Raw genomic sequence first — 26741 nt, 5'->3', positions numbered from 1 at the left:
AATAGTAGATAATTATGTGGTGAATGTGAGTAAGAAATCAAAGGATCCTTTTTATCAAAGGGAAAAAGAAAAATATGACATGCCTATACCTAGTCGTGAGTTAATCATCCAGGTACTTAACGAATATGGTCGACCAATGTCACGTAATCAATTGATAACGAAATTGGATGTTAGTCCTGGCGCTGAGCAAGAAGCTTTGGGTTTTCGTTTGAAAGCCATGGTACGTGATGGTCAGATTATGCAGGATCGGCGCGGGCGTTTTTGTTTATTAGGGCGTATCAACTTACAACGAGGTACTGTACAAGGACATCCTGAGGGCTTCGGTTTTTTTATTCCCGAGGATGGCACAGAAGATATGGTTTTGTCTGCCAAGGAAATGCAAACGGTCATGCACGGTGATTTAGTACTTGCATACCAAACAGGATTTGATAGACGAGGAAGACCGGAAGGAAAAATTCACGAAGTTCTTGAACATGCCAATCAGACAGTTGTAGGTCGTTTCTTCACTGAGCACGGTGTAGGCTTTGTTATCCCGGATAATAAGCGCTTAACCCAAGATATTTCAGTCCCGCTTGAGTTTTCTGTTAATGCAAAAAATGGGCAGATGGTTTTAGTTGAAATCTTGGCATTCCCCACGAAACGAAATCAGGCTATCGGCAAGGTTATCCATATCTTAGGCGATCACATGGCTCCTGGGATGGAGATAGAGGTAGCTATCTTCGCCCATGCTATCCCTGCTGAATGGCCAGAAGACGTCTTGGCTGAGGTCGCTAAAATTCCACAGCGTGTTCTGGAAGAAGATTTAGTGGGTCGCACCGACCTGCGAAGCCTACCCTTTGTAACCATTGATGGTGAAGATGCCAAGGACTTTGACGATGCCGTTTATTGTTATAAAAAACCCAAGGGAGGATATCAACTGTATGTGGCAATAGCTGATGTTAGTCACTATGTAAAAGCGGATTCCGCTCTTGATAAGGAGGCAGCTAAACGAGGTAACTCCGTGTACTTTCCTGGCCAGGTTGTGCCAATGTTACCTGAGGCACTTTCCAATGGTATCTGTTCTTTAAACCCTCATGTAGACAGGCTATGCATCGTGGCAGAAATGACTATCTCTGAGGAGGGTAAAATCACCCGTTCACGATTTTATCGTGCCGTGTTCCATTCCCATGCACGTCTTACATATACTCAGGTTGCGAAATGGTTATCGCAAAGTCATATCGAAGGTGAGCATGAAGCATTGTGGCCTGCACTTGACGCACTGTATTCTCTATATAATACGCTTCTAAAAGCCCGAAAAGATCGTGGCGCTATTGATTTTGATACGACAGAAACCTGCATTGAGTTTGATGAAAATAGAAAGATAAAGCGCGTTGTACCGGTGATACGCAATGACGCCCATCGTCTCATTGAAGAATGTATGTTGGCTGCAAACGTGGCGACTGCGAGATTTTTAGAGCGTTCTAAAATTCCAACACTCTACCGCGTTCATGCGCTGCCTGATGAAGATAAGATTAATGCACTTCGGCTATTTCTTGGCGAACTGGGTTTAAGACTGGGAGGAGGTAAGAAGCCTCACCCCAAAGATTTTCAAAAAACCATGGCTGAGATAAAAGATAGAGCAGAAAGACATTTAATTGAAACAGTGATGTTGCGTTCACTAAAACAGGCACAATATATAGAAAAAAACGATGGACATTTTGGTTTAGCCTATTCAGCTTACACGCATTTTACCTCCCCTATTCGTCGTTACCCAGATCTTCTCATTCATCGTGCTGTTTGCCATTTAATTGACAATCAGGATGTGGACAATTTCTCCTATAGCGATGAAGAAATGAGTCGTCTGGGTAAACATTGCTCAGCTACTGAAAGACGAGCGGATGAAGCAACACGGGAGGTGATCTCCTGGCTTAAATGTGAATACATGCAAGATAAATTGGGCCAGATATTCCAGGGTACCATTTCGGCTGTAACTGGTTTTGGTATTTTTGTGGAGTTGGACGACATTTATGTCGAAGGTTTGGTGCATATCACCTCGCTTAGAAATGACTATTATGCTTTCGATGCAGTTAAGCATCGTTTGGTTGGTGAGCGAGGCGGACAGGTTTATCGACTGGGAGACAAGATGTCTGTTATGGTTGCTCGTGTTGATTTAGATGAACGTAAAATTGATTTTGAGCCTGCGGAAAATGGAACCCATCAATGAGTGAACAATATGTATACGGTCTCCACGCAGTCCATGCCCTGCTAAATAGTCCACATAGACCTACCAAAAAAATCTACGTTAGCCAGGATCGTTTAGATCAAAAGCTCCAAAGACTTATCGATTTAGCTCTGCAAAAAAATATTCCAATAGAGAAATTAACTCATCAAAAAATGAATCAGCGTTTCTCTGATTTCACGCATCAAGGAGTGGTGGCTTGTGCGGGTAACTTGCCTAGTTACGGTGAGGCTGATTTATTAACGTTACTCGCAGTAACAAAAAAACCAGCTCTAATTTTAATTCTTGATGGGGTAACCGACCCGCACAATTTGGGGGCTTGTTTACGTACGGCGGATGCCACTGGGGTTGACTTTGTGATTATCCCAAAAGACAGAAGTGCGAACATTACACCAGTAGTGAGTAAAGTGGCTTGCGGGGCTGCGGAATCCATTCCTCTTGTGAGAGTAACCAATCTTGTTAGGGCAATGGAAATGATTAAGCAAGAGGGTGTATGGATTTATGGTGCTGCAGGAGAAGTTAGTGACAGTCTTTATAATATGGATGCCACAATGTCACTTGCTTTGGCAATGGGAGCAGAGGGTGAAGGCTTGCGCCGCTTGACGCGCGAACATTGTGATGGCTTATTTGCTCTGCCCATGTTGGGTAGTGTGGAAAGCTTAAATGTTTCTGTCGCCACCGGGGTATGTTTGTACGAGGTGATTAGGCAGCGATCCGTGGTCAAATCTATCCCAACCCTTAATAATCTTTTAGGCTAATGAAATTAGCGGCTTGATTGATACGACGGGTTGCGCGATTAATAAAAAATTTTGTCAGGCGACCAGGTACAATTTGCATTAACTGCTTGAGTAACCAAGCAAGTAAATTACTCTTTTCTTGCGATCGCATTAATTTTGCAGCTCTAATCCCTAATTCCTGATTGACTTTAACAAGTGAGCGCATTTGTTTCTCATATTGGTCAAACGCAGTTTGATAGGCTCCTTTTGCCGCAGCTAATTCTCCTGCTAATACATAAGCCCCAATGAGCGCTAAACTGGTACCCTGTCCAGACATGGGAGAGGCGCAATAGGCAGCATCTCCCACTAAGGATACCCGTCCTTGTGACCAATGATCCATGTAAATTTGAGCTGCGGTATCAAAATAAAAATCAGGCGAATCTGGCATCATCTGGAGAAATTGAGGGACTTCCCAACCAATCCCCTGGTAAATGGTTCTGAGTACTTGTTGCTGCTGCGCTTTATTGTGTAGATCAATCAGGGTGGACGGAGCAGCAAACCCAAAACAAGCTTTCATATTAGGTTCTCCACGAGCACTCCAGACAGCAGCTACTTTGCCCAATTCAGTGTATTGCATTTCTATTCTGTCTAAGTTCAAATAATTTGGAACAGTAAAAACACATAGATAAAGACCGAGATTGTGAAGAAAGGACGTTTCGTCACCAAACGCGAGTCGCCGTACATTTGAGTGAAGCCCATCGGCACCAATGACTAAATCAAACTCACGAGATTTATTGTTTTGAAAGTCGATTTGTACTCCCTTAGAGGATGGGGATATATTTTTTACGGAATCGCCAAAAATAAATTCTACATCAGGAACTTGCTCCATCAAAATTTGACACAAGACACCGCGAATAATCTCCACGTCGTCACCTACTCGATGTCCAAATTCATCACCACTCATTTCATGAATGATTTTTCCTTCTTTATTGACGAGTAGAGCTCCTTGCATGTTAGTGCCTGATGCAACAATAGCATCATAAATACCCATACGCCGCAAAACCTGCAGAGCGGTTCCGCGCACATCAATCTTATAGCCACCTGTCAGTAGTGCAGGCGCTCGTTCTACTATTGTTGGTGTAAATCCATAGCGTTTCAGCCAATAGGCAACAGTCAGCCCCGCTATCCCTGCTCCTGAAATAAGTACCTTCATATCTGCCCCTAATTATTCCCTAAGCATGGAAATAATCACTACCTCGCTATCTGGTAAATTAAACTCTGAGACTTTTACATAGCCGTTCTTTTCATATAATGTTTGGTTTTTGCGGACTGCTGTTTCCAAATAGCAGGGAAAACCTGTCTCTGCGGCTAAATTAAATGTATGCTGTATTAACGCTGTGCCAAAACCTTTGCCTTGTTTTTCAGGGCGGGTTGCAAGACACCAACAATACCAATAAGAATTGTTGCCCATTTGTTTTTTGCGCTCTTTTTGCGTTAGATCATCGAAGAGCATTAATCGTTTAAAGGCTTCATTTCCCATCCGTTTAGGCAACGCTAAATAACCAGCGCGAAAGGCTTTCCACCAGGAAAATTTTGTATCAAAGGGTAATTTTCGTAAGGCAACAGACTCCATTTTGGAGGTACAAAAGGCTTTACCATAAAGCATGCAGTAGCGAGTAATAGCCTCAAACAAGGCCGGTGCGACCTGTGGGTAACGATCACCACAAATCCATTGCATCACAGGATCTTGCGCAAAAGCTTGTGTTAAGATTGTAGTCGCAATTACAATGTCTTCTTTGTCCAAATCACGAATCACAATCGTTTGGGTTTGTGTGCTCATTGTTTGTTGACAAATTCCATGATTGTTTTTGTAAGCCTTAAAACCAACTCATTAATTTCTTCCTCATTAATGATCAATGGAGGCAGAAGTCTAACTACGGTATCGGCAGTTACGTTAAATAAAATGCCGTTTTTAAGACCTATCATCCTGGCATCGGTAGCAGGTCTATCCAGTTCAATACCCATCATGTAACCTTTACCCCTAATAGCGCGGACGCTCGGGTGTTCTCCTAGTTCGAGCATGAGTTTTTCTTTGAGGATAACACTATTGTGGGTGACCAAGTCACATAATTTGTCACGTTCAATCACATCCATGACGGTGAGTGCTGTAGCGCAAGCGAAGGGGTTTCCTCCGAACGTAGAGCCATGATTTCCAGGTTTAAATAAATCACAGGCTTTTTCACTCATCAAGCAAACACTAATGGGAATGCCATTGCCTAAACCTTTGGCAGTTGTAATGATGTCAGGTTGGATCCCAGTGTGCATAAATGAAAAGTATTTCCCAGTGCGACCATTACCCGTTTGAATTTCATCTAAAATGAGTAGCCAATCGTGTTTTTTGCATAAATCTGCGACCGCACGCAGATAAGAATCTTCGGCAGGATAAATGCCGCCCTCCCCCTGAATGGGTTCAAGCATGACAGCTACTACGTCATCACGGTTAGCAGCAATGGTATGAATGGCATCAATATCATTAAATGGGGCACGAATAAAACCGGGTACAAAAGGTTCAAACCCAGCTTGGACTTTTCGGCTACCCGATGCTGTGAGCGTGGCCATGGTGCGACCATGAAAGGCTCGCTCCATAACGATAATGGAAGGCGTTTCAATGTCTTTTTTGTGACCAAAAAGGCGAGTGAGCTTGATGGCAGCTTCATTAGCCTCTGCACCTGAATTGGCGAAAAAAGCCTGTTTTGTGCCAGTCAGGGATGTTAGCCTTTCAGCAAGCATCTCTTGTTCGTTGATATGGTAGGCATTAGACGTATGCAGCAATTTGGCAGCTTGTTCCTGGATGGTACGAGTTACGTCTGGATGCACATGACCCAATCCGCAAACGGCAATGCCGCTCAACGCATCCAGATAAGCGTTACCTTGAGCATCGTATAACCAAACGCCTTTACCATGCGTAAAGTTAATCGGTAAAGGGTTGTAACTCGTGATTAGTGCCATAAGAACTCCTTGGTCTGTTGACATTTCTACCATCTTGGCCAAAATGGCTTGATTTTCTGTGCTCCGCTACTCACATACTGTTATGTATGCTGCGTTGCGGTGCTCGACAATCAAGCCATTTTGGCTCAAGCTGGCGAAATGTCAACAGCCCCTCTAACGCATATTACTGCTTACAAAATCCCAATTGACTAGATGCCAAAAGGCTTTAATGTAGTCGGGACGAGCGTTGCGGTAGTCAATGTAATAAGCATGCTCCCAGACATCGCAGGTTAATAATGCTTGCAAGTCCTCAGTCATAGGGGTGCCGGCATTGCCAGTGTTCGTAATTTTGAGTGCGCCTTGTTTGTCCTGAACTAGCCAAGCCCATCCGGATCCAAAGGTCGTGGCTGCTACTTGAGAAAATTCTTCTTTAAATTTATCAAATGAGCCGAAGTGTTTAGTAATCGCATCAGCAAGCTTACCTGTGGGTTCATCACCACCATTAGGACTTAAGCAATGCCAATAAAAGGTGTGGTTCCATGTTTGCGCAGCGTTATTAAACAGACCGCCAGATGACTTTTTAATGATGTCTTCCAGCCCAAGATTTTCATATTCTGTGCCTACAATGAGCTTGTTAAGATTAGTAACGTAGGCGTTATGGTGTTTCCCATAATGATATTCTAAGGTTTCTTCGGAAATATGAGGCGCCAAAGCATTCTTTGCATAAGGTAGCGGTGGTAGTGTAAATGCCATTTTATATCCTCTCAATTTGTGTGAATGCTAAGTTTAGCAGGACGGCAAACATATTCAATGTTGTTTTATTGTGTCGCGGCCAATTTTTGTACTATTTTTTATAGGAGTGGTTTTTCTTTTAATTCCATTCTTGGAATTGATCGATGCACTCGTTACAAAGCCTAACGCTAGTTGCGAATTGATCTTATTTTCGCCATAATTAAAAACTGGTTTTTATTATATTTTTTTTGACTTTTTTATAGGTGACCCAGTGGATACAATTGATAAAATCAAACAACAAATTGCTGAAAATGCAATCTTATTATACATGAAGGGTACTCCTAAAATGCCTCAATGTGGTTTTTCAGCACGAGCTGTGCAATGTATTGATGCTTGCGGTGTCAATTTTGCATATGTGGATGTTCTGGCTAATCCCGATATTCGTCAGACATTGCCCCAATATGCTGATTGGCCTACTTTCCCACAGTTGTATGTAAAAGGGGAATTAATCGGTGGTTCTGATATCATTGCTGAGCTCTATGAACAGGGTGAGTTAGAATCCTTACTGCGCGAGGCAGTTGCCCTGTAACGTTAATCATTCTGCGCATTTTACTGCGCTATCAAGGAGAAATAGATGAGTGTTTTAGTCGGACGCAAAGCCCCTGATTTTACTGTTCCTGCGGTCTTGGGCAATGGTGAAATTACTGACAAATACAATTTGCATGATTCTTTAAAGGGGAAGTATGGCGTAGTGTTTTTCTATCCTTTGGATTTTACCTTTGTATGCCCTTCAGAACTGATTGCTCTTCATCATCGCATGGGAGAGTTTAGGGATCGTGGCGTTGAAGTCGTTGCGGTGTCTATCGATTCGCAATTTACACATAATGCTTACCGCAATACGCCAGTCAAGGAAGGTGGTATTGGTCATGTTGACTTTACCATGGCCGCTGATATCAGCCATACCATTTGCCAATCTTATGGTGTGGAGCACCCTGTGGCAGGTGTTGCATTTCGTGGGGCCTTTATTATTGATAAAAACGGTATTGTTCGTTCTCAGATCGTTAATGATTTACCGATTGGTCGTAATGTTGATGAGATACTGCGTATTGTTGATGCTGTACAATTCTTCGAAGAAAAGGGTGAGGTTTGTCCTGCTGGTTGGCAAAAAGGAAAAGCTGGCATGAAAGCGTCTCCTAAAGGAGTGGCAGAATATCTTGCTACTCATTCCGAAGATTTATAAAGACCCCTCTTGAGTTTTGCGCCAAGCATTAAGCATGGCGCAAAATAGTTCTGCTGTTTTCTTTGCATCGTAGATCGCTGAATGTGCTTCGCTGCTATCGAAATCAATACCCGCAGCTTTTACTGCCTTGGAGAGCACAGTTTGACCATACATAACTCCCGCAAGCGTTGCTGTGTCAAAGCAAGTAAACGAATGAAATGGGGAGCGCAACCCAGTTCGTTTGACCGCTTCTTTAATAAAAAGTAAATCAAACCAGGCATTATGGCCAACGAGAACCGCCTTTTGACATCTTAGCTCTTTTAAGGCCTTATTTATGGGCGCAAATAGGTTTTTGAGAGCCTGTTTTTCATCAAGGGCAAACCTTAGTGGTTGATAGGGGTCGACTTGAATGAATTCTAGTGACTTAGCATCAAGCTCTGCACCTTCAAAGGGTAAGACATGTTCAAAGTATGTTGCTTGTGGTGTAAATTGACCTTGTGCATCTACCTCAAGCAGGACAATACAAATTTCCAGTAACGCGTTCTTTAGAGGATCTATGCCAGCCGTTTCTATATCAACCACAACGGGTAAAAATCCACGGAATCTATCTTTTAGTTCCTTACAAAAAATACTATCACGTGGATTCATGAATACTCCATTGTAAAGTCTCACCAGCTCCAATGGGGACAACTTGCTCATTCCCGAAGGGTAATATCGCTGGAATGCATTGCGGTTTTTTTTCTAACGTCAATTCATTTTTATTCATTGGTAATTGATAAAATTGCGCACCAAAATGACTTAAAAAAGCCTCCAATTTGCTCAACTGATTTAATTGCTCAAAGACTTGTGCATAACAAGCAACTGCATAGGGCGCTGAGAAGATACCGGCACATCCACAGGCTGATTCTTTGGTGTTTATTGCATGGGGGGCGCTATCTGTACCGGCAAAAAATTTGGGATTACCGCTGGTTGCTGCTTGCTGTAGTGCTTTTTGATCACTCTCACGCTTTAAGATGGGTAGACAATAATAATGTGGTTTAATCCCTCCAGCTAAAAGTTGGTTACGGTTATATATTAAATGATGTGGAGTGATTGTAGCTGCCACGGTATCCGGTGCTTCATTAATGAAATCAACAGCAGCTTCTGTAGAGATATGCTCCAGGACGATACGAAGTTTAGGAAAGTCATGGATTAGACGAGTTAACTCATTACGAATGAACTCCGTCTCACGATAAAAAATATCTCCATGTGTGACTTCTCCGTGAATTTGCAGGACTAAATTGTCAGTCTGCATGATTTCGAAGAAGGGGTAGAGCGCTCGTAAAGAGACAACACCTTCTTCAGAATTCGTCGTTGCACCTGCGGGATATAGCTTGGCGCCTAATATATAAGGATAGAGCTTTATTTTTTGCAAATCGGCAGTACTTACCGTGTCATTAAGATAAAATGTCATGAAGGGAGAAAATTGAGTAGCATCAGGCAAATGTGCCAATATCCGACGACGATAGTCTACAATTGCTTCTATTGTAGTTAAGGCAGGCTTGAGATTCGGCATGACAAGAGCTCGCGCAAAATGTTTAGCAGTTGCAGGCGCGGTATCTTTAAGAAATGGTTCATCGCGAAGATGCACATGCCAGTCATCTGGACGTGTAATCGTTATAGACTTCAAGATAAAAATCCAATGTAATTGCCAATATTTGAAGCATAACATGAAATGCTCAATCAAATCGTTGAAAATAAAATTAAAAAGGATTGCATCGCTTGCCCTTTATCTGTTACATTGCAAGGAAAATTTAGCCAACCTATTGATTCGAAAGATTTAATGCTATAGAAGAGCAATTTTTATAGAACTAAAAATCTTTGGTCTGAGATGCATAAGAATCTTTAAAATAAGAAGAACAATGTCTAATTAACTTTGTCGGTAAAGCAAATGGCGACAAATTAATTGAGGTGATTATAAAAGAGACATTATTGTTCATTAGACCAACTAAATTATCGAATTTATAGAGAATTTTTGTGGAAATAGTGTTGACTTTGGTAAAGTAGCGCCTGATAATCTGACCATGTACGTTCTCGGATTAGAGCGATGATTGCGTACTATAGTCAATACCATGTTGTGGTTTGACGGCTAAACGGGAAATTAATAATAAAAAAGTGGAGATTAAGCATGTTAAATCTGAAAAAAACAGCGGTAGCTGTTCTTGCTTTAGGTAGCAGTGCAGTATTTGCTGGAACCATGGGCCCTGTTTGTACTCCTGGTCCTGTTACCGTTCCTTGCGAAAGAACGGCTTGGGACTTTGGTGTCTATGCATTGTACCTTCAACCATCTTATGATGTAGATTATGGTTACCTTTTCCACACCACAGATGCTTTTGGTTTCTCACAATACCATCACGACCTTGATCCTGATTGGGAGTGGGGCTTTAAGTTAGAAGGTTCTTACCACTTCAGCACTGGTAACGATATCAACATCAACTGGTATCATTGGGAAGGTGATGACGATCATCATAATTTGAATGGTCATTTCTTTGATCCAGTTGCCTTCTTTGGACCGCTTTTTGGTGCTTTCCAATTCGAACCTGAGTGGGATGCTGTAAACTTTGAATTTGGTCAGCATGTTGACTTCGGTGAATTCAAAGATATTCGTTTCCATGCCGGTCTTCAGTATGCTCGTATCAAGCATGATATCCTGGCCTCTGGATTCGTCAGCAGTCCATTCTTCCCCTTCTCTACTCAAGTTGATAGCGAGTGGGATGGTGTTGGTCCTCGTATTGGTTTAGACATGACCTACAACTTCGGTAATGGTTTTGCCATCTACGGAAACGGTGCGACCGCTATCCTGGTTGGTGATGCTGATTTCACTACTACAACTTATGTACCTGTGGCATTCGGAAATACAATTGTTACTACCAGTGGTTCAAAAACCACTATCGTTCCCGAGTTGGAAGTTAAGTTAGGTGCTAAGTACACTTATGCTATGGCACAAGGTGACTTGAGCTTGGATGCAGGTTGGATGTTTGTTAACTACTTCAATGCTAACCATCTTATCCATGTTGCCGGTGGTGCTCGCGAATCTAACTTCGCTCTCCAAGGTCCATATGCTGGTTTGAAGTGGGTTGGTAACGTTTAATCGTCAAACCTGACATGTCTTACTAAAGCCCATCCTTGTTGATGGGCTTTTTTTTGATAGATGGAGTGATCAAATGTTGAAAAAAGCAACCTTTGCTATTCTCAGCTTGATGGCAAGTAGTTTAGTGTCAGCAGGTACTATGGGGCCTACTTGTGTTCCTGGAGATGTGACTGTGCCTTGTGAAGTGAAAAAATGGGACATCGGGGTGCAGGCGCTCTACTTAGAGCCAGTGTACGGCCTTCATCACGGCTATACATTCCACCCAATTGGAACCATAAGAGACATAGAGAATGATTGGGATTGGGGATATCGTCTAGAAGGCTCTTATCATTTTAATACAGGTAATGATATTACAATAACCTGGCTACATTACGATAATGAATTTGACAGTTCTGGTTATGCTGGATTTACACCGTTTACGGGTACGTTGCTTATACCCTTTAATATCTCTCACGATGAACGATTTGATCAAGTCAATTTAGTTATGGGGCAACATGTGGATATGGGCTTGCTGAAAAATGCTCGTTTCTATGCGGGATTACAGTATGCAAGAGTTCGTATCGATAGAGATCATGTATTTTCAATCCCAGTGCCATTCCTGGCGCCTGATGGTTTTACGATAAGCCGTGATACAGATTTTAATGGCGTAGGACCTGTAGTGGGGATTGATTACGCTTATGATCTCGCTCATGGTTTTAGCATCACTGCTAATACCGCTGGTTCTATTTTGTATGGTTCTAGTCGTCTTAATAATAATCTCATCTTCGCACCCAGCGGGTTAGTACCAATAAATATCTATGCTAGCAAAAAATCAATTGTTCCTAGTCTAGAAGCTAAATTAGGGCTCAATTATGCTCACGAATTTGCTCAAGGGGTTTTCAATATTGAAGGTGGTTATCAAGTTCTTAATTATTTTAATGTCTTGCAGGTTACGGGTTTCCCTATTAATACTCTAGAAAACGTTGACTTCGGACTCTATGGTCCTTATTTAGGTGTTAAGTGGGTTGGTTATGCTTAATAATTCTTAATCTCTATAAAGAAAAATAAAATTAGAAAGCCCTCTTATGGGCTTTTTTCATTTTAGACCCCTATTCTTCTCCAAAAACTAAACTATGTAGGAATTGTCTTGCTCCTGTATTAAAAAAGATGAGCAAACACTGGCCACTTCGTCTTTTGCAGGATATAATCCTCCCCGATAAATAACCAGGAAGCAAAAAAAACAGTCAGGAGTTCCTCTTGTGAGACAGAAAGCACTAATTATAGCCATTGCGGCAATTTCAGGACCTCTATTTGCGGCTAACACTGCAGAATTACAAAAAGAAATTAAGCAGTTACAGGAACAAACGCAAGCATTACAAGCCCAATTAAATCATCTACAAAAACAATTGGTAACTCAGTCCACTGAAAACTCGCATAAGAAATCAGTGGCTGTTGCTAAGAACATTAGCAGTAAAAAACCTGCAAAATCAAAAAGTAAGACAAAATCTACGGGAGCAAAAGAACGAGCTTTGAGGTCGCGACCGGTGACAGGACAATTTCGCAGCGCGCCAGTCCAAGTGCACACAGTCGATGGAGACCCTCATTCAACTAGCTTTTTCCCCACCGCCCTAATTGCTGATAATAAAGTAGTCACCTATATCGCAGGAACGCCAGTAGTTACTGCGCCTTATACCGGAGACAGGCCTGCATTCGATGGCTCTGATTATATTGTTAACATTTCCAGTATTAACCGCGACATTCGCTTGATGGAGCAACGACGACGCGTTTATCAAGCCTATGAACGTATCGGTTATCCAACACCTAACGTACCCATCATTGCCTTAAGCGGAAAAACAGAACCAGTCGCGGATATTAGTCGCAGCTATTTCGGCAATTCAACAGCTGATTTGACTTTAGGATCAAGTGAGCTAGATGTCGCTGCACTCATGAATGATAATGTCGAAGCTTTCATGTCTCTTGCTTATGATGAGAGTCCTCCGCCAATAGGAGGACCGCGTTTATCCAATTCCACGTTTTTCCTTAATCAGGGTTTTGTTAACGTCGGCAATTTGGACGTTACGCCTTTTTACTTTACTGCCGGACAACTTTTTGTGCCCTATGGCAGATATTCCAGTGCCATGGTTAGCTCACCTATAACTTTAGCATTAGCGAGAACTAAATCTAGGCCTGTGATTTTTGGTTATAAATCGCAGACGGAGCCTGGGCCTTTTGCCGCTGTGTATGGATATCGATCTGATACCACGCTTGGTCGTTCAGGAGTCGGCGGTGTGAATTTGGGGTACACCATAAAATCAGGTGATCTTCGCGGCGAAGTGGGTGCAAGTTACATCGGGAACATAGCAGACTCAGCGGGCATGCAAGATAACGGCTCTCCTCCAGGAACCACTTTTGGAGGCTTCGGTTCACCGACGAATGGTAATGAAGCTATACGTAAGGTGTCAGGTGCTGGTGTTCATGGCACCATCAATTTTGATCGTTATAACTTAACCGCTGAATGGGTGGGGGCTACAAGTGCGTTTCGTCCGCAAGACTTAAGTTTTAATGGACGAGGCGCTAAACCGCGAGCGGCTCAATTAGAGGCAGGTGTCACCTTTATGGCTTTCTCTAAACCGGCTTCTTTAGCTTTAGGTTATCAATGGTCGAAAGAAACGCTGGCTTTAAATTTGCCTAAGAGGCGCATTAGTGGAGTTTTCAATATCTCCTTATGGAAAGACACTGTAGAGAGTCTAGAATACCGTCATGACATTGATTTTAGCGCCAATAATTTTGCGAATGGTGCTGCTCCAGTTGGTGTTCTTAACCAAAATACGGTAGGAACCGGTAGATCGTCTGATTCATTGATTGCTCAAATAGGGGTTTATTTCTAATCTAGTACAGTGGTCACCTAATTCTGACAGGTGAAAAAGCTTCTTTTTAATCGTTCTTTAAGGAGGATTCCTCTCCTCGGGGTCTTGTCGCTGCAGGTATCCCCACCGTGCTCGAAGGCTGCGCGCGGTAGGAGCCCTCCTTCCGCGCCACCCCTCGTTTAAGATCGTCACCTGTCAGAATTAGACAGCCACTGTACTAGCTTTTGTGGCAGGAGATTCCTTACTATGGTTTCGAAATAACTCTTCTTTGGGAGAAGATAAGCGTCATTCAATTTTTACTACATAACTTCTAAAGAAATGCTGCTATGCTTATCCTAATAAGGACAATAATCAGGATGTTTTATGGGAACCTTACATGCCATAGCAGGTGTGAACGATTTTAAAAAAACTCTGGCTACTATCTGTTTTGCTCCTTTCTCTAGTGACTCTCTTAACCATTATCCGCCCATTATCGTGTGGCAAAGAATAGTATTATTCATCATTTTAAACCTCATTATGCTGCCTGCAGTGTTTGCGAGCAAAATAGTTGAATTACAAATCAAAGGAGCAATTGGACCTGCAACAGCTGATCATATTTCCAGAAGTATTGCTAATGCTCAGAATGCTAGTCTCATTCTCATTGTTATTGATACACCTGGTGGGCTTGATAAATCCACACGCTTGATTGTACAAGCAATATTATCTTCCAAAGTTCCAATAGTGACTTATGTTGCTCCGAATGGTGCTCGTGCTGCAAGTGCAGGCACTTTTTTAGTTTATGCCAGCACAGTTGCAGCAATGGCCCCAGGGACTCATCTGGGGGCTGCTAGTCCTGTAAGTTTAATGGAGGGCATGGAAAAAGAGAGTAAGAAAGAAGATAAATCCTCTATGGAAAAAAAGGTAACAAGTGATGCGGTTGCCTATATTCGCGCACTGGCACAATTGCGTGGTCGGGATGTGAAATTTGCAGAGAAAGCAATTACTGATGCAGCAACCTTAACTGCGACAGAGGCACTAAAAGCAGGAGTTATCAACATCATCGCCAAAAATCGCGAGGATCTTTTACAGCAACTTCATGGAATGATGGTTATGCAGGATGGACAAAAAATTCAACTAGATACCAAAAAATCTGCAATAGAGGAAGTGACCCCAGGTTGGCGGATGAGATTTTTACAAGTGATTACTGATCCAACGGTTGCTTATTTGCTGTTGCTCTTGGGTATATATGGTATTTTCTTTGAGTTAGTAAATCCTGGTTTTGTGCTTCCAGGTGTTATTGGTGCGATTTCTATTCTAATAGCCCTTTATGCTTTGCAATTGCTGCCTATTAGTTATGCTGGTCTTGGTTTGATTATTTTAGGTTTTATTTTCATCATTGCCGAAGCGTTTGCGCCAAGTTTTGGTGCTCTAGGTTTTGGTGGCACTGTTGCATTTATTGTTGGTTCAATTTTGCTTATCGATGCCGAACATGCCAGTTTTCAAATTGCTTGGTCAGCCATTTTGGCTATGGCAGCTGCCAATCTTCTTATTTTATTAGCTCTTGTCATAATGACCGTTAAATCCAGAAAACGAAAGCTGCAACATGGAGTAGGTACGTTACTTGGTGCGGAAGGTAGGACCTTAGGGCCCATTAATCTTCAGGGACAAGCAGTAATCAAAGGAGAAATCTGGGCGGTGCACGCCCGGCAACCTATTGCGACGAATAAGCGAATCAAGGTAGTAGCCACCAATGGTTTACAACTGGAAGTAGAAGAAACAAATAATGAAAAAAACGGAGTGGGCACTTCACAAGTTAAATAGCCGAAAGGCATATAAGGAGATAACTATGTTTTCGTTTATGGGTTTCTTTATCATTGTCCTTATCATCTTCCTAATGTCTGCGCTGCGTGTTTTAAGGGAATATGAGCGTGGGGTAATTTTTTTCCTTGGGCGATTTTGGCGGGTCAAAGGACCAGGGTTGATTGTTGTTATCCCTGTGCTCCAACAAATGGTAAGGGTTGATTTGCGGACCGTTGTTATGGATGTACCAAGCCAAGATGTTATTTCGAGAGACAACGTATCGGTTCGCGTGAATGCCGTATTATACTTCCGTGTCGTGGAACCTCAAAGTGCTATTATCCAAGTTGAGAATTATTTTGAAGCAACCAGTCAACTTGCACAAACGACCCTACGCTCTGTGCTGGGCCAGCACGAATTGGATGAAATGTTGGCTGAAAGAGAGCAATTAAATAGTGATATCCAAAAAATATTGGATGCACAAACGGATGGCTGGGGTATTAAAGTTTCAAATGTAGAAATCAAGCATGTGGATTTGGATGAGAGCATGATTCGTGCTATTGCTAAACAGGCTGAGGCAGAGCGAGATAGACGAGCTAAGGTGATTCATGCAGAGGGTGAGTTACAGGCCTCCGAAAAACTGCTACAAGCTGCTCAGGTTCTTGCGCAACAGCCGCAATCCATGCAATTGCGCTATTTGCAAACCTTGTCAACCTTAGCAACCAATAATGCTTCGACCATTATATTTCCTATGCCAATGGAACTCGGGGAATTGCTTTGCAAGTTAAAAAGCAAGTAATGGATGACGTGTTCCGATCATTTATTTCCCAAGAAACACACCAATGATAACGTCTTGCTTCGGCAAGAAGCAAGACGTATTCTCTTGATTTTTATGGAAATAAATGGAGAAGTAAATGGGACAATTTAAAGTGAGTACTTTTGGTAAATGGGAATCACAGCGTAAACAACTTGTGCAAGATCTTTTGGCCGACAAACAATTAGGCGAGCTGAATGAGAAGCAGGTCGATGATGTTTTATTAAATGATGTGAACTCGGCTATGGTGACAGCCGCCTTTGCCTATATAAAAGAAGAAAAACAAAAATCCACGTCAATACCTATGCGCGAATTGACAATAAGTAGTTATCGAGTTTCGTTGAACGTAATGCTCAATAGTTTGGCACACTCACTGAAGCTTTCTCCGACCTTATTAGCTCCTCATGTAGAAAAGTTTCGTCATGATGCAGAACAATCCCTTCCGGAAATAATTGATGACATGATGCAAATTGGTGCTATTTCGGTAAACACTAAAGCAAAAGCGATGGATGAATTGTATGGAAATGATTTTAAGACGAAATTTCCTCAATTAGCCCAACAGTTACCCTTTGAGGATAGTGAGTTAATTAAATTAGCTAGAGAAAAGATAGAAGCATTCTTCTTAACGCATGATTTTGGCAAGAATGAGACACTTATGAGAAGTCATTTAGTCTACATTACTGAGATAGCCGCACAGATGATGCCTGCCTCTGACTTTGTTAAACAATTCCAGGAGCAAACAGGACAAAGCATGGAGGAATACAAGGCTGCACATAAGATGCAAGTCAAGAATGAAGAAAAGATACTCAGTGCGGTAACCCCTTTCTGGAAAACTCCGCAACCTGAGACGAAGACGGAATCAAGCAGTAACATTTATCAACCGTAGTAGTCAGTAGTCTGGTTGCTTGCACAACCAGGCTACGAAAGAATCATGGCTCTTCGAAGTCGATTGTTAGGGGAATGGGACCATTCGTTACGAAGCCGATGTTTTCAACGCTTGGTGTAACGCTGCTTCAAAGCGTTTGGAGTTTTCACCAAATATGGGAATAGTAATATCGACTTCATTATTTGGATCGGCGTCTCTTATTGTTTCAGCAAACAGCGTTGCTGCTAATTCAGGATCCCAGCCATACACGCCAATACCCAAAGGTTGGATATAGAGTGGGCGCTGTAATTCTTTGGCATCCGCTATGGCGTCCCGAACGGCTTTTTTATATTGTCCAATGAAAGCTTGTTCTCTTTCCTTGTCGTTACTAAATTCTTTGAAAGTTAAGCCCTTTGCTCCTCTTACAGGAACAGTCCCCACCCCTCCAATGTAACCATCTTGCTCAGCTAGACGTACATAGGAAGGCATTTCTTGTTCTATTCTGTGAAATTTTGCTAATAAACCATTCAATGCATCTTCCCAGGTTCCCTTCCCATTAACGTGTTTATGTTGATTAAAATAAGTCTTAAAGACAGTGAAACCTGAGCCCATCTCACTCACATTTCGGCAAGTTACAGTGCCTGCACAAACGATGAGCGAGCGAGACTTGGCGGGGATAGTATAGCTTTGGGTTTGAACGGGCATAGTTATCCTCACTCATTTTGCGATTATCAAGAGTATAGCGAATTAAGATAAGATTAACTTTCACTATTCTTCGGTTTATGGTAGAACAATTCTTTTTGCAGAAAGGGTTAACCTATGTCGATAAGATCAGATCGTTGGATAGAAAAAATGGCTTTGGAACATGGCATGATCTCTCCTTTTCAGCGCGAGCAGGTGCGGGAGACTGGCAATGGGCGCATTATTTCTTATGGTGTCTCCAGTTATGGCTATGATGTGCGCTGCGCTAATGAGTTTAAAATTTTTACCAATATCAATTCTGCAATTGTCGATCCGAAGGCATTTGATGCAAGCAGTTTTGTTGATGTTCAATCTGATGTTTGCATTATTCCTCCAAACTCGTTTGCTTTGGCGCGCACGGTAGAATATTTTCGTATCCCTCGAAATGTCTTAACGATCTGCTTGGGTAAATCCACTTATGCACGTTGTGGCATCATTGTTAATGTGACCCCTCTTGAACCAGAGTGGGAAGGGCACGTGACTTTGGAGTTTTCTAATACGACGCCACTTCCTGCTAAGATTTATGCTAATGAAGGTGTTGCTCAAATGATATTTCTTCAATCTGAAGAAGTGTGTGCTGTTTCCTATCGCGATAGGGGTGGCAAATATCAAGGACAAAAAGGAGTAACGTTGCCGCGCACATAAAGAACTATTACTTACAATTTTGATAAGAGCAAAAAATGAAATGATGATTCATGCTAGCCCTATATGAATCTGCTCCGAAGCTTTAATCCCTGTCTTTCGCGTCTTGTTTTTGTAGCTTTACTTTGGCGCGTGAGGCATCCACCCGCTCTCTCAACTCCTTCCCCGGTTTGAAGTGAGGGCTGTATTTTGCATGGGTGACGACCTTTTCACCGGTTTTAGGGTTATGAGCATTGCGAGGCGGTCGATAATGAAGAGAAAAACTTCCAAAGCCTCTTATTTCAATGCGCTGACCATCAATGAGCGCTTGGCTCATTAAGTCTAAAATGCGATTTATGCTGTCTGTGACTTGCTTCTCAGGCAGATGTGTCATTTTGGCAGCAAGGTTTGCAATGAGTTGCGATTTAATCATACCCACCTCGGTTAGCCGCGTTTTTAGGGGCGTCATCACCAGGACACATCAGGTGCTGACCTTCTTGCTTTTAGTATAGACTCGAAAAGAAATTATTCAATGTTATCAATTAACTGTAACAACATTTTTGTCTCTAATGCAATATCATTTTGAGGTTATTGGGTATAAATATCCTCCTGATTCTTGCTTGGGGATTGACGCTCCTGAATAAAAGCCCGAACAATACCCCAGCTCATTGCAACCTCAGTGACCTTAGATATCTTAAATAAATTTGATCGCAGGGCTTTACTCGTAGAAATGACCAACGCGCCGGGATTTATTTGCTCCATATGTTGGCTTATACTTAGCCAGCTTTCGCCAAAAAAGGCTGTCGCATTGATGAAAATCAGAGATGCATCGCGAAATTGCGCTTTTAAAAGATCGCCCAGTTTAAATTCAATATGAGAGGCTTTCTCCTCATACGCTGGTAGTTTTCCTAAGCGTTGCTGTTGCATGAGTGCACACTCATGGAGAGCGGGTAAAATTTCAATGCCGCAACTTTTTTTCACATCAAACACGAGAGCGCAAGCAATAACTGCTTTACCTACACCACTACCTAGATCATAAAAAATAGTGGAGGGATTAGGATGGCATAATGCTAGTAAAGCAATAAATGATTCAAATTCGATTTCGCCATAAACATATTCCATGGAGTCATGGTTCATTCTTGCAGCACGAGATAATGTAAAACCATCAACATCTGCGTAAAGGCTTCGATATATTGCAAAGTGCTGCTCTAAATTTAGGTCTTTTTTCCAGCGCTTAATTGATCGTTGTTGCATCCATTGAATGCCAGTAAAAATGGTTAAAATGAAGAGCATTAAGTAGAGAACTAACATATCTATCAGACTTTATGTCCTCTTTGGTTATTTAAAATTTTAGCTTTTTCTTCCTGAGTTAACATGGGCCATGCTTTTAGCAGTACTTTTCCAGCTTCGCGCTCACTAATAGCATGTTGGTGGATCTCCCATGGGAGCTCATCGCTCACATAAAAACCAACTGCAAATGCAGTGATTAAGGTGGTGATCACCGTCAGGATGGCTACACGCCACTGAAATCTGCCCAGAAAGCCTTGGCTTTTTGTGACAGCATTATTGGCTGCTCTCTCCACGTGCTCACAGCTTTCGCTAGCAATGCGACGAAAATGATGCACATCATACTGAGCGAAATGCTCATCTAAGCGCTCTATAGCACGAGTAGCATACTGCTCAATCTGAATTAAGCCTTTTTCTAACAGTTTGGTTAATTCTTGTTGTTTACTATTCGCATCGTCTAACAACTGAGAACTTATTTTTTGCAAATTGTTAACGTGCTCTTCCTCTTGTTTTAGAATTTTTTCAGCTGCCAAACGAAAACGGGCCAAGCCAGCTTGTGTTAGCACCTCCTGTAAGGCATCCAGTTCATTGTGTAACGTTTGTAACTGCTGCTGTGCTTTGTTTTGTTGAATTTGGGTTTGCTGCTCGATATCTTGACGCCATTCGAGCATTTTGGTTTCGGCTAACTCAAAGTAGGCAATGAATTCACCCGTGTGACGGAGTAATTCTTTTAACTTAGCAATATCTTGATCTTGAATATGTTCCATGCCAGCCTCCTTGCTTCTTTAAGAAGATTACCTTAACCACATTGAGATGCGCAAATATTTGGCAAATAAACTGTATAATTTAACAATGGAGTCTCATTAATTCATCATGATTAAACAACTGCTGCTTATCTTTAGTATCATTTTTATCATCTGGATGGTGATACTTTATTTTTTTCAAAGAAATTTGCTGTATTTCCCAGCAAAAGAAATGCCAAGTCGTGAAGCTTTTCAAGCAGAGGATATGCAGCTTGTGCACATTAAGACCCAGGATGGTTTAACGCTATATTCTTGGTATAAAGCAGCACTACCTCATAAACCAACGTTGCTTTATTTCCATGGTAACGCCGGACATATTGGTTATCGTATGTCTCTGGTTCGCCAATTTCTTTTGGCAGGTTTTGGCGTTTTCCTATTAGAGTATCGTGGTTATGGTGGCAATGAAGGTCAACCTAGCGAATTAGGTCTTTATCAGGATGGGGAGGCGGCTTTGCGTTTTTTACAACAGCAAGGGATTCCGCCATCACGTTTGGTTCTTTACGGTGAATCTTTAGGCACAGGTGTTGTCACCCATTTGGCGACTCAATTTCGAGTTTGTGCTGTAGTCTTGCAATCCCCCTACACTTCGATGTCGAAGCTAGCACGTTATCATTATCCTTGGGTTTTTATCCCACCTTGGGATAAGTTTGATTCATTAGCACGGATATCAAAGATAAAATCACCTTTGCTGATTCTCCATGGTACTCATGATGCTATTGTGCCCCATCAACAGGCGCTTCTTTTATTTCAACGGGCCAATGACCCCAAAGAATTGATTAGTCTTCCGGGCAGAGGACACAATGATTTATGGGATGATGGGTTTTCGCAGAAGGTTGTGAAATTCATTGAAACACATTGCACTTAGCAAGATCTTACGAGTTGAAAATTAAGCATAATAGTGTAAAGTTTTAGTTAATATTTCCTTAATCTAAATTGATTAGAATGGAGATATAAATGAAATGGATAGATAACTATGCCACGTACAAGCTTTTTTAGTAAGCCTCCTACCTACGAAACGCTTAAACCGTTTCCAGGTTTTCTCTCTAAGCAAGGGACGAAGCCTACTTTTGTTGATGTAGGTGGTCATGGGGATTGTGGTTTTAGAGCGATCGCAGCAGGTATTATTAATAAGATTTTGTTTGAAAATGAAGACAGCCCGGAATTGCGGGCGGTACTAGAAAGACATTTTGAATATTTTCCAAAGCATAAGCAAGAATTGCGCAGAAACCCTCAGGGCCGATATTCTATTCCTCTTCACTTAATGCCTGAACTTGTACAAACGATGTCTTACACCATACGTCAGATGGCTGTTGATAAAATTGTTGAAGAACCAGAGCATTATCGTGGTGCGTATTTGGGTAGCAATGAGGCTATGCCTGTATCCCCAGCGCAGATGCGACTTGAATCCACCTGGATTGATGAAACAGCGATAGCAGCCGCAGCTAAGGCTATTAAGCTTCCAATTGAGGTCAAGGTTGTCACCCCTGAGAAGCCTTTGCCATTGCGTCTGCAATATGCTGGCTCAGACAGTAAGTCCACAACGCCCATCAAGCCTATTGTGATGCAACTAAAAAATAAGCATTATACTCCTAAAGTTAAAGATCCTGTTTATTTTCAAACGGCGAAATCAATGCCAGTTGCAAAAATTATGCCTCAAGAGGTCGAGAAAAAGAAAGAGCCGGAAATGGCAGAAATTCTTGCGAGAATTGAGGCAGAAGATGCCCGCATAGAGGCTAAATTCAAGGAAACCAAGAAACGCTTGGCAGCGGCTGCTGCGGCTGGTGAAGCTGGAAAAGATCTGCTTCTAGATATCTGGGTTGATCAACGAGACTATAGTGATTATATGCGGGGCTTTAGCGGTTATGTAGGTACACAGCATGGTGCTCAGAACTTCTTTAATGCCTTAGACAGACATGATTTACAGGCAGTACATGCTGAGGTTAAGAGCCACAAGCAGCAGATTACAGATGAGTTGGTGCATGCGATTGCGCGAGCAATAACCATAGGTGATCTGGATGAAAATGCGGTCTTCGATAAGATCGAGCAACAGCAAAGCAAAACCTTTGGTCCTAAGTAAAATTACTTTCAGTTAGTAAGTTCCCGATTTCTTTTATAGAAACCCTTGCTCTTTCATCCACTCATCATTGGCATACTTAGACATATAATTGCGAATGGAGTCAGGAAAAATAACCAAGCATTTTTGTCCAGCTTTAAGGGATTTGGCTGCTTGTAAAGCTGCCCACATTGCACCACCAGACGAACCTCCCACCAGTAATCCTTCCTCACGAATCAATCGTCTGGCCATCAGGAAAGAGTCTTTATCATTAATTTTGATATAATTATCGACAAGTCTATTATCAAGCACGTCAGGGAAAAAATCATAACCTATTCCCTCAACTTGGTAAGGCTTTATTTCATTCCCACCACCTAAAATGGAGCCAATTGGATCAACACCGATAATTTTTATCTGCGGATTGTGTTCTTTCAAGCGCTTGGCTATTCCTGTTATTGTGCCACCGGTTCCCACTCCAGCAACGATCATGTGCAAATCCTCGCCAAAGTCATCAATGATTTCTTGAGCAGTACCATAATAATGTGCATTGGGATTATCAGGATTGGCATACTGATCCAAAATATGGGCATTGGGAATCTCACGTTGTAATTCTTTCGCCAACGAAATGTGACTATCCGGATCGTTCCATGCAGCTTCGGTACGCGTGCGATAAATGGTTGCACCTAAGCGTTCAAGAACAGCCTGTTTTTCCTGGCTCATTTTGGCAGGCATGGTGATAATAACCTTATAACCAAGGACAGCGCCTGCTAAGGCAATACCAATACCTGTATTTCCCGACGTCGGTTCAATGAGCGTATCTCCTGGCTTAATTTTTCCCGCACGTTCGGCATTCTTAACCATAGCAAAACCAATGCGGTCCTTGACTGATCCTCCAGGATTGAGAAATTCACATTTGGCATACAGTTCACAGTCAAGTTCTTTTCCTATGCGATTTATTTTAACAACGGGTGTATGTCCTATAGCAGCAAGAATGTTTGCATAAATCATGAATAGATCCTTGTAAACAATGATGCTGCTCAGTATACGCTAAAATTAGGGATTCTCGTCAATTAAATGATTGATTTTACAAGTGAGAAGACACCAGCTAGAATGCAATTTGATGTTAAAACAATATTTTTTTCAAGGATGACGACATGAAAAAAAATTCATTGCGAGCCCGTTTAACGTATACCTTACTCCTTAGTTCACCCTTGTTGCTTTCAGCCTGTCAAGGAGTAGAGCAACTTTTTACTGACTCTCCCACTAATCGTTATAATGGCCAAGAAAGCCGTGGGAATACACAACACTCCACCATCGTTTATCAGAGTGGTTCCCAAGCAAACGCTAGATCCACATCTACACCTACAAGTAGTACCACGAGTGCGGTAACCTCAAGCCCCACTTCATCCGCTACGACTTCAACAGCTCAAGGTGCTACAACGCAAGCCACCAAGAAAGCGGCTGGTAGTGGAGTACCACTGGAAGCACCCATGGTAGGTCAATAAAAAGAGACTGCCGAATTTAGGTTTATCTCTCTTACCGCGCTTTATGCGCGGTATCTTATCTATTGATGCACCTGTTTTGTCTGTGTCTGCCCAGGACTTTTTCATGGGAGAGCACAGATCTGGTTAAAACCATTTGATGGCGTTAGAATGCAGCAGACTTCCTAAAATGGACAAAAAATGACAGCATTAAAAGAAGCGGTGGCCAAAGCAGCGTTGGCATATCTCAAAGATGAAATGATTATTGGTGTTGGTACCGGTTCTACGGTTAATTGTTTTATTGATCAATTAGCAACAATTAAGCACCGTATTGACGCATGCATAGCGAGTTCTGATGCTACGGAAACTCGGTTACGTGCGTTAGGGATCCCAGTAATAGACTTAAATGTGGCACCAGAAGTACCTATTTATATTGATGGCGCTGATGAAGTCACTGAGTATCGGCAGACGATAAAAGGGGGCGGAGGTGCTTTAACCAGGGAAAAAATTATTGCCTCAGTTGCGCGTCGCTTCCTATGTATTGTTGATGAATCAAAGGTCGTTAAGCGATTGGGCGCCTTTCCAATTGCCGTTGAAGTGATCCCCATGGCGCGTAGCTATGTTGCGCGAGAGTTAGTAAAACTTGGAGGAGATCCTGAATATCGTGAAGGATTTGTTACAGATAATGGAAATATTATCCTTGATGTCCATAATTTTGAGATGGTTAATCCCGTTGAATTAGAAGAAGCTATTAAATTAATTCCAGGTGTGGTGGAAAATGGCTTATTTGCTAAACGGTTAGCAGATACGGTTTTAGTTGCCACTGAAAATGAAATTAAAACAATGTAACGAATCCTTAAGTTTTTCTTAAGGTTTGCCCGGTATACTCCTTCTGAGAAAAGAAGGGAGTTCCCAATGCGTGTATTAATTGTTGAGGATAATGCATTTAATGCATTCTGTTTATCTCGTTTGCTTACAACCGTTGATAAGCAGCTACAGGTAGCCGTCGTAAATGACAGTCTCAGTGCCATAAATTATTTAGCAGAAAACGATGTTTCTCTGGTCATTCTCGATGGAGATTTAGGTGCTGCTGATGGTTTGCACTGTAATGGACCTGCTTTAGCTGAGCATATCTGGCAAAATGATTCCCATTTCCCTCTCATTGCTTGGTCAGATTCTGAATGCATGCGCAATGCTTTTGTCGACATCTTCAGAAAATATAATAAACCCCTAAATGATTACACTTGCTGGACTAAAGTCGTGAGCCAAGAACGTATTCGTCAATCTCTAATTTATTTTATGGCTCAAAGCTCTGAGAGATATTTTCATTATAAGCAAAACAGCAGACAGGAACACTGTTTACCCGCCGCTTAGATATCAGCAACTTGGCACCAGGCTTGTTTCGCGTTAGGATCATGATTTTTTACAGGGTATCAGAATGGATCAATTAGGTCTTGATTCGTCAACGAGCTTACAGGAGCAACTATCGCGAGTAAGCGCTTATCTCAATACGCGCATTTTAGGCCAAAAAGATTTAGTGTCGAGATTATTAATTGCTTTGCTTGCTGATGGACATTTATTAGTGGAAGGGGCTCCGGGCCTGGCAAAAACACGGGCGGTTAAAGAATTATCATCCGTAGTTGAGGGTGATTTCCATCGTATTCAATTTACTCCTGATTTATTGCCTGGTGATTTAACCGGTACAGATGTTTATCGTCCAGAAAATGGTTCTTTTGTATTCCAACCAGGCCCCATTTTTCATCATCTGATTCTTGCAGATGAGATCAATCGTGCTCCTGCGAAGGTGCAATCTGCATTGTTAGAAGCGATGGCTGAGCGCCAAGTGACGATTGGTGGGACAACTTATCCTTTGCCTGAATTATTTTTAGTGATGGCAACACAAAATCCAATTGAGCAAGAAGGAACCTATCCTCTGCCTGAGGCTCAACTTGATCGTTTTTTAATGTATGTCAAGATAAGTTATCCCAGTGCAGCAGTCGAGCATGACATTCTTGCTCTCGCCAGATCAGAAGCAGCAGGAGATTTAAATTTAGCTACAGATGCAGCGCCATTGACGAAGTTTTTATCTCAGCGGGCTCTTTTTGAGGCCAGACGACAGGTTTTGAGTGTTCATAGCAGTGAGGCTCTGGATAGTTATCTTGTAGAATTGGTAGTGGCTACTCGCAATCCTGCTGTTTATAGCGATGAACTGGCCCGTTGGCTACGGTTTGGTGCAAGTCCGCGAGCAACCATTGCGTTGGATCGTTGTGCTAAGGCCCACGCTTGGCTTGCAGGACGCAACTATGTGACACCAGAGGATATTCATGTCATTGCTCATGACGTTCTTCGTCATCGTATTTTACTGAGTTTCGAAGCAGAGGCAGAGGGCGTTACCAGTGATGATTTTATCGACACGTTATTGCGTTTAATTGCTATTCCTTAAGAGTGAGA

At 42.1% G+C, this 26741-nt stretch carries 28 protein-coding genes; 17 read left to right on the top strand and 11 right to left on the bottom strand.

Features of this window, described 5'->3' with window-relative positions:
- Window positions 1-25: 25 nt before the first annotated feature.
- Together rnr and rlmB are read left to right on the top strand one after the other, a co-directional pair.
- Entirely contained in the window at window positions 26-2203 is a 2178-nt protein-coding gene (rnr, locus tag CKV79_RS13030) for a ribonuclease R (RefSeq protein ID WP_028372833.1), read from the top strand.
- On the top strand, window positions 2200-2976 hold the full coding sequence (rlmB, locus tag CKV79_RS13025) for a 23S rRNA (guanosine(2251)-2'-O)-methyltransferase RlmB (RefSeq protein ID WP_035915187.1): 777 nt from the start codon (window positions 2200-2202) through the stop codon (window positions 2974-2976). Before rnr ends, rlmB begins: the two co-directional genes overlap by 4 nt.
- Here rlmB and CKV79_RS13020 read toward each other — a convergent pair.
- From CKV79_RS13020 to CKV79_RS13005, 4 genes are all read right to left on the bottom strand, one after another.
- The gene (locus tag CKV79_RS13020; RefSeq protein WP_028372832.1) at window positions 2957-4147 is read right to left on the bottom strand and encodes an FAD-dependent monooxygenase; all 1191 of its coding nucleotides are present in this window, start codon (window positions 4145-4147) and stop codon (window positions 2957-2959) included. The genes rlmB and CKV79_RS13020 overlap by 20 nt on opposite strands.
- A gap of 12 nt (window positions 4148-4159) precedes the next feature.
- Window positions 4160-4774, bottom strand: a complete 615-nt coding sequence (locus tag CKV79_RS13015; RefSeq protein ID WP_028372831.1) for a GNAT family N-acetyltransferase — start codon at window positions 4772-4774, stop codon at window positions 4160-4162.
- Window positions 4771-5943 carry an aspartate aminotransferase family protein gene (locus CKV79_RS13010; protein WP_028372830.1) on the bottom strand — a complete coding sequence of 391 codons (1173 nt, stop codon included), beginning with the start codon at window positions 5941-5943 and terminating at the stop codon, window positions 4771-4773. The genes CKV79_RS13015 and CKV79_RS13010 overlap by 4 nt, the downstream gene beginning before the upstream one ends.
- 153 nt (window positions 5944-6096) lie before the next feature.
- On the bottom strand, window positions 6097-6675 hold the full coding sequence (locus CKV79_RS13005) for a superoxide dismutase (RefSeq protein WP_028372829.1): 579 nt from the start codon (window positions 6673-6675) through the stop codon (window positions 6097-6099).
- Window positions 6676-6925: 250 nt separating this feature from the next.
- On the opposite strand from CKV79_RS13005, the gene grxD reads away from it, so the two are divergent.
- Together grxD and CKV79_RS12995 are read left to right on the top strand one after the other, a co-directional pair.
- On the top strand, window positions 6926-7243 hold the full coding sequence (gene grxD, locus CKV79_RS13000; RefSeq protein ID WP_028372828.1) for a Grx4 family monothiol glutaredoxin: 318 nt from the start codon (window positions 6926-6928) through the stop codon (window positions 7241-7243).
- Between the two features lie 45 nt (window positions 7244-7288).
- Entirely contained in the window at window positions 7289-7894 is a 606-nt protein-coding gene (locus CKV79_RS12995) for a peroxiredoxin (RefSeq protein WP_028372827.1), read from the top strand.
- Here the strand turns inward: CKV79_RS12995 and rnt are convergent.
- Together rnt and pyrC are read right to left on the bottom strand one after the other, a co-directional pair.
- Window positions 7889-8521, bottom strand: a complete 633-nt coding sequence (gene rnt, locus CKV79_RS12990) for a ribonuclease T (RefSeq protein ID WP_028372826.1) — start codon at window positions 8519-8521, stop codon at window positions 7889-7891. The genes CKV79_RS12995 and rnt overlap by 6 nt on opposite strands.
- The gene (gene pyrC, locus CKV79_RS12985; protein WP_028372825.1) at window positions 8508-9542 is read right to left on the bottom strand and encodes a dihydroorotase; all 1035 of its coding nucleotides are present in this window, start codon (window positions 9540-9542) and stop codon (window positions 8508-8510) included. Before pyrC ends, rnt begins: the two co-directional genes overlap by 14 nt.
- A gap of 498 nt (window positions 9543-10040) precedes the next feature.
- Here pyrC and CKV79_RS12980 point away from each other — a divergent pair, with 498 nt between their 5' ends.
- The 6 genes from CKV79_RS12980 (at window position 10041) to CKV79_RS12955 (ending at window position 17325) form a co-directional block, all read left to right on the top strand.
- Entirely contained in the window at window positions 10041-11003 is a 963-nt protein-coding gene (locus CKV79_RS12980) for an Lpg1974 family pore-forming outer membrane protein (protein WP_028372824.1), read from the top strand.
- A gap of 73 nt (window positions 11004-11076) precedes the next feature.
- A complete protein-coding gene (locus CKV79_RS12975) occupies window positions 11077-12021 on the top strand; it encodes an Lpg1974 family pore-forming outer membrane protein (protein WP_028372823.1) in 945 nt (314 codons plus the stop codon).
- A 220-nt stretch (window positions 12022-12241) separates the two neighbouring features.
- Window positions 12242-13870: a FlxA-like family protein gene (locus CKV79_RS12970; protein WP_028372822.1), complete on the top strand. Its 1629-nt coding sequence runs from the start codon at window positions 12242-12244 to the stop codon at window positions 13868-13870.
- Between the two features lie 495 nt (window positions 13871-14365).
- Entirely contained in the window at window positions 14366-15649 is a 1284-nt protein-coding gene (locus tag CKV79_RS12965) for an NfeD family protein (protein WP_035915211.1), read from the top strand.
- A gap of 25 nt (window positions 15650-15674) precedes the next feature.
- A complete protein-coding gene (locus CKV79_RS12960) occupies window positions 15675-16424 on the top strand; it encodes a slipin family protein (protein WP_408606908.1) in 750 nt (249 codons plus the stop codon).
- A gap of 115 nt (window positions 16425-16539) precedes the next feature.
- Window positions 16540-17325: a hypothetical protein gene (locus CKV79_RS12955; RefSeq protein ID WP_028372819.1), complete on the top strand. Its 786-nt coding sequence runs from the start codon at window positions 16540-16542 to the stop codon at window positions 17323-17325.
- An 87-nt stretch (window positions 17326-17412) separates the two neighbouring features.
- Here the strand turns inward: CKV79_RS12955 and CKV79_RS12950 are convergent, their stop codons facing one another.
- On the bottom strand, window positions 17413-18009 hold the full coding sequence (locus tag CKV79_RS12950) for a macro domain-containing protein (RefSeq protein WP_028372818.1): 597 nt from the start codon (window positions 18007-18009) through the stop codon (window positions 17413-17415).
- A 114-nt stretch (window positions 18010-18123) separates the two neighbouring features.
- On the opposite strand from CKV79_RS12950, the gene dcd reads away from it, so the two are divergent.
- Complete coding sequence (gene dcd, locus CKV79_RS12945) at window positions 18124-18690, top strand: dCTP deaminase (RefSeq protein ID WP_028372817.1); 567 nt, start codon at window positions 18124-18126, stop codon at window positions 18688-18690.
- 82 nt (window positions 18691-18772) lie between these two features.
- Here the strand turns inward: dcd and CKV79_RS12940 are convergent, their stop codons facing one another.
- The 3 genes from CKV79_RS12940 to CKV79_RS12930 all read right to left on the bottom strand — a co-directional run bounded on the left by CKV79_RS12940 (window position 18773) and on the right by CKV79_RS12930 (window position 20720).
- Window positions 18773-19099, bottom strand: a complete 327-nt coding sequence (locus tag CKV79_RS12940; RefSeq protein WP_028372816.1) for an integration host factor subunit beta — start codon at window positions 19097-19099, stop codon at window positions 18773-18775.
- Between the two features lie 155 nt (window positions 19100-19254).
- Entirely contained in the window at window positions 19255-19977 is a 723-nt protein-coding gene (locus tag CKV79_RS12935; protein WP_051546112.1) for a class I SAM-dependent methyltransferase, read from the bottom strand.
- Between the two features lie 5 nt (window positions 19978-19982).
- Window positions 19983-20720, bottom strand: coding sequence for a hypothetical protein (locus CKV79_RS12930; RefSeq protein ID WP_028372815.1), 738 nt, complete (start codon window positions 20718-20720; stop codon window positions 19983-19985).
- A 106-nt stretch (window positions 20721-20826) separates the two neighbouring features.
- On the opposite strand from CKV79_RS12930, the gene CKV79_RS12925 reads away from it, so the two are divergent.
- Window positions 20827-21621: an alpha/beta hydrolase gene (locus CKV79_RS12925; protein WP_028372814.1), complete on the top strand. Its 795-nt coding sequence runs from the start codon at window positions 20827-20829 to the stop codon at window positions 21619-21621.
- Window positions 21622-21729: 108 nt separating this feature from the next.
- On the top strand, window positions 21730-22833 hold the full coding sequence (locus tag CKV79_RS12920) for a hypothetical protein (RefSeq protein WP_028372813.1): 1104 nt from the start codon (window positions 21730-21732) through the stop codon (window positions 22831-22833).
- A gap of 33 nt (window positions 22834-22866) precedes the next feature.
- On the opposite strand, the gene CKV79_RS12915 is transcribed toward CKV79_RS12920, so the two are convergent.
- Window positions 22867-23817: a pyridoxal-phosphate dependent enzyme gene (locus CKV79_RS12915; protein WP_028372812.1), complete on the bottom strand. Its 951-nt coding sequence runs from the start codon at window positions 23815-23817 to the stop codon at window positions 22867-22869.
- Window positions 23818-23963: 146 nt separating this feature from the next.
- On the opposite strand from CKV79_RS12915, the gene CKV79_RS12910 reads away from it, so the two are divergent.
- The 4 genes from CKV79_RS12910 to CKV79_RS12895 all read left to right on the top strand — a co-directional run bounded on the left by CKV79_RS12910 (window position 23964) and on the right by CKV79_RS12895 (window position 26733).
- On the top strand, window positions 23964-24314 hold the full coding sequence (locus CKV79_RS12910; RefSeq protein WP_028372811.1) for a hypothetical protein: 351 nt from the start codon (window positions 23964-23966) through the stop codon (window positions 24312-24314).
- Between the two features lie 177 nt (window positions 24315-24491).
- Window positions 24492-25139 carry a ribose-5-phosphate isomerase RpiA gene (gene rpiA, locus CKV79_RS12905; RefSeq protein ID WP_028372810.1) on the top strand — a complete coding sequence of 216 codons (648 nt, stop codon included), beginning with the start codon at window positions 24492-24494 and terminating at the stop codon, window positions 25137-25139.
- 66 nt (window positions 25140-25205) lie between these two features.
- On the top strand, window positions 25206-25664 hold the full coding sequence (locus CKV79_RS12900) for a response regulator (protein WP_051546111.1): 459 nt from the start codon (window positions 25206-25208) through the stop codon (window positions 25662-25664).
- 64 nt (window positions 25665-25728) lie between these two features.
- On the top strand, window positions 25729-26733 hold the full coding sequence (locus tag CKV79_RS12895) for an AAA family ATPase (RefSeq protein WP_028372809.1): 1005 nt from the start codon (window positions 25729-25731) through the stop codon (window positions 26731-26733).
- Window positions 26734-26741: the final 8 nt, after the last annotated feature.

It is taken from the genome of Legionella lansingensis (assembly GCF_900187355.1).
Taxonomy (GTDB): domain Bacteria; phylum Pseudomonadota; class Gammaproteobacteria; order Legionellales; family Legionellaceae; genus Tatlockia; species Tatlockia lansingensis.
This window is presented reverse-complemented; position numbering and strand designations above follow the sequence as displayed.

Bases quoted from the DNA above. Each gene is read 5' to 3' on its own strand.
- rlmB (WP_035915187.1), top strand. From the start codon at position 2,200: ATGAGTGAACAATATGTATACGGTCTCCACGCAGTCCATGCCCTGCTA.
- CKV79_RS13020 (WP_028372832.1), bottom strand. From the start codon at position 4,147: ATGAAGGTACTTATTTCAGGAGCAGGGATAGCGGGGCTGACTGTTGCC.
- CKV79_RS13015 (WP_028372831.1), bottom strand. From the start codon at position 4,774: ATGAGCACACAAACCCAAACGATTGTGATTCGTGATTTGGACAAAGAA.
- CKV79_RS13010 (WP_028372830.1), bottom strand. From the start codon at position 5,943: ATGGCACTAATCACGAGTTACAACCCTTTACCGATTAACTTTACGCAT.
- CKV79_RS13005 (WP_028372829.1), bottom strand. From the start codon at position 6,675: ATGGCATTTACACTACCACCGCTACCTTATGCAAAGAATGCTTTGGCG.
- CKV79_RS12995 (WP_028372827.1), top strand. From the start codon at position 7,289: ATGAGTGTTTTAGTCGGACGCAAAGCCCCTGATTTTACTGTTCCTGCG.
- rnt (WP_028372826.1), bottom strand. From the start codon at position 8,521: ATGAATCCACGTGATAGTATTTTTTGTAAGGAACTAAAAGATAGATTC.
- CKV79_RS12980 (WP_028372824.1), top strand. From the start codon at position 10,041: ATGTTAAATCTGAAAAAAACAGCGGTAGCTGTTCTTGCTTTAGGTAGC.
- CKV79_RS12975 (WP_028372823.1), top strand. From the start codon at position 11,077: ATGTTGAAAAAAGCAACCTTTGCTATTCTCAGCTTGATGGCAAGTAGT.
- CKV79_RS12965 (WP_035915211.1), top strand. From the start codon at position 14,366: ATGCTGCCTGCAGTGTTTGCGAGCAAAATAGTTGAATTACAAATCAAA.
- CKV79_RS12960 (WP_408606908.1), top strand. From the start codon at position 15,675: ATGTTTTCGTTTATGGGTTTCTTTATCATTGTCCTTATCATCTTCCTA.
- CKV79_RS12955 (WP_028372819.1), top strand. From the start codon at position 16,540: ATGGGACAATTTAAAGTGAGTACTTTTGGTAAATGGGAATCACAGCGT.
- CKV79_RS12950 (WP_028372818.1), bottom strand. From the start codon at position 18,009: ATGCCCGTTCAAACCCAAAGCTATACTATCCCCGCCAAGTCTCGCTCG.
- dcd (WP_028372817.1), top strand. From the start codon at position 18,124: ATGTCGATAAGATCAGATCGTTGGATAGAAAAAATGGCTTTGGAACAT.
- CKV79_RS12940 (WP_028372816.1), bottom strand. From the start codon at position 19,099: ATGATTAAATCGCAACTCATTGCAAACCTTGCTGCCAAAATGACACAT.
- CKV79_RS12935 (WP_051546112.1), bottom strand. From the start codon at position 19,977: ATGTTAGTTCTCTACTTAATGCTCTTCATTTTAACCATTTTTACTGGC.
- CKV79_RS12930 (WP_028372815.1), bottom strand. From the start codon at position 20,720: ATGGAACATATTCAAGATCAAGATATTGCTAAGTTAAAAGAATTACTC.
- CKV79_RS12925 (WP_028372814.1), top strand. From the start codon at position 20,827: ATGATTAAACAACTGCTGCTTATCTTTAGTATCATTTTTATCATCTGG.
- CKV79_RS12920 (WP_028372813.1), top strand. From the start codon at position 21,730: ATGCCACGTACAAGCTTTTTTAGTAAGCCTCCTACCTACGAAACGCTT.
- CKV79_RS12915 (WP_028372812.1), bottom strand. From the start codon at position 23,817: ATGATTTATGCAAACATTCTTGCTGCTATAGGACATACACCCGTTGTT.
- CKV79_RS12910 (WP_028372811.1), top strand. From the start codon at position 23,964: ATGAAAAAAAATTCATTGCGAGCCCGTTTAACGTATACCTTACTCCTT.
- rpiA (WP_028372810.1), top strand. From the start codon at position 24,492: ATGACAGCATTAAAAGAAGCGGTGGCCAAAGCAGCGTTGGCATATCTC.
- CKV79_RS12900 (WP_051546111.1), top strand. From the start codon at position 25,206: ATGCGTGTATTAATTGTTGAGGATAATGCATTTAATGCATTCTGTTTA.
- CKV79_RS12895 (WP_028372809.1), top strand. From the start codon at position 25,729: ATGGATCAATTAGGTCTTGATTCGTCAACGAGCTTACAGGAGCAACTA.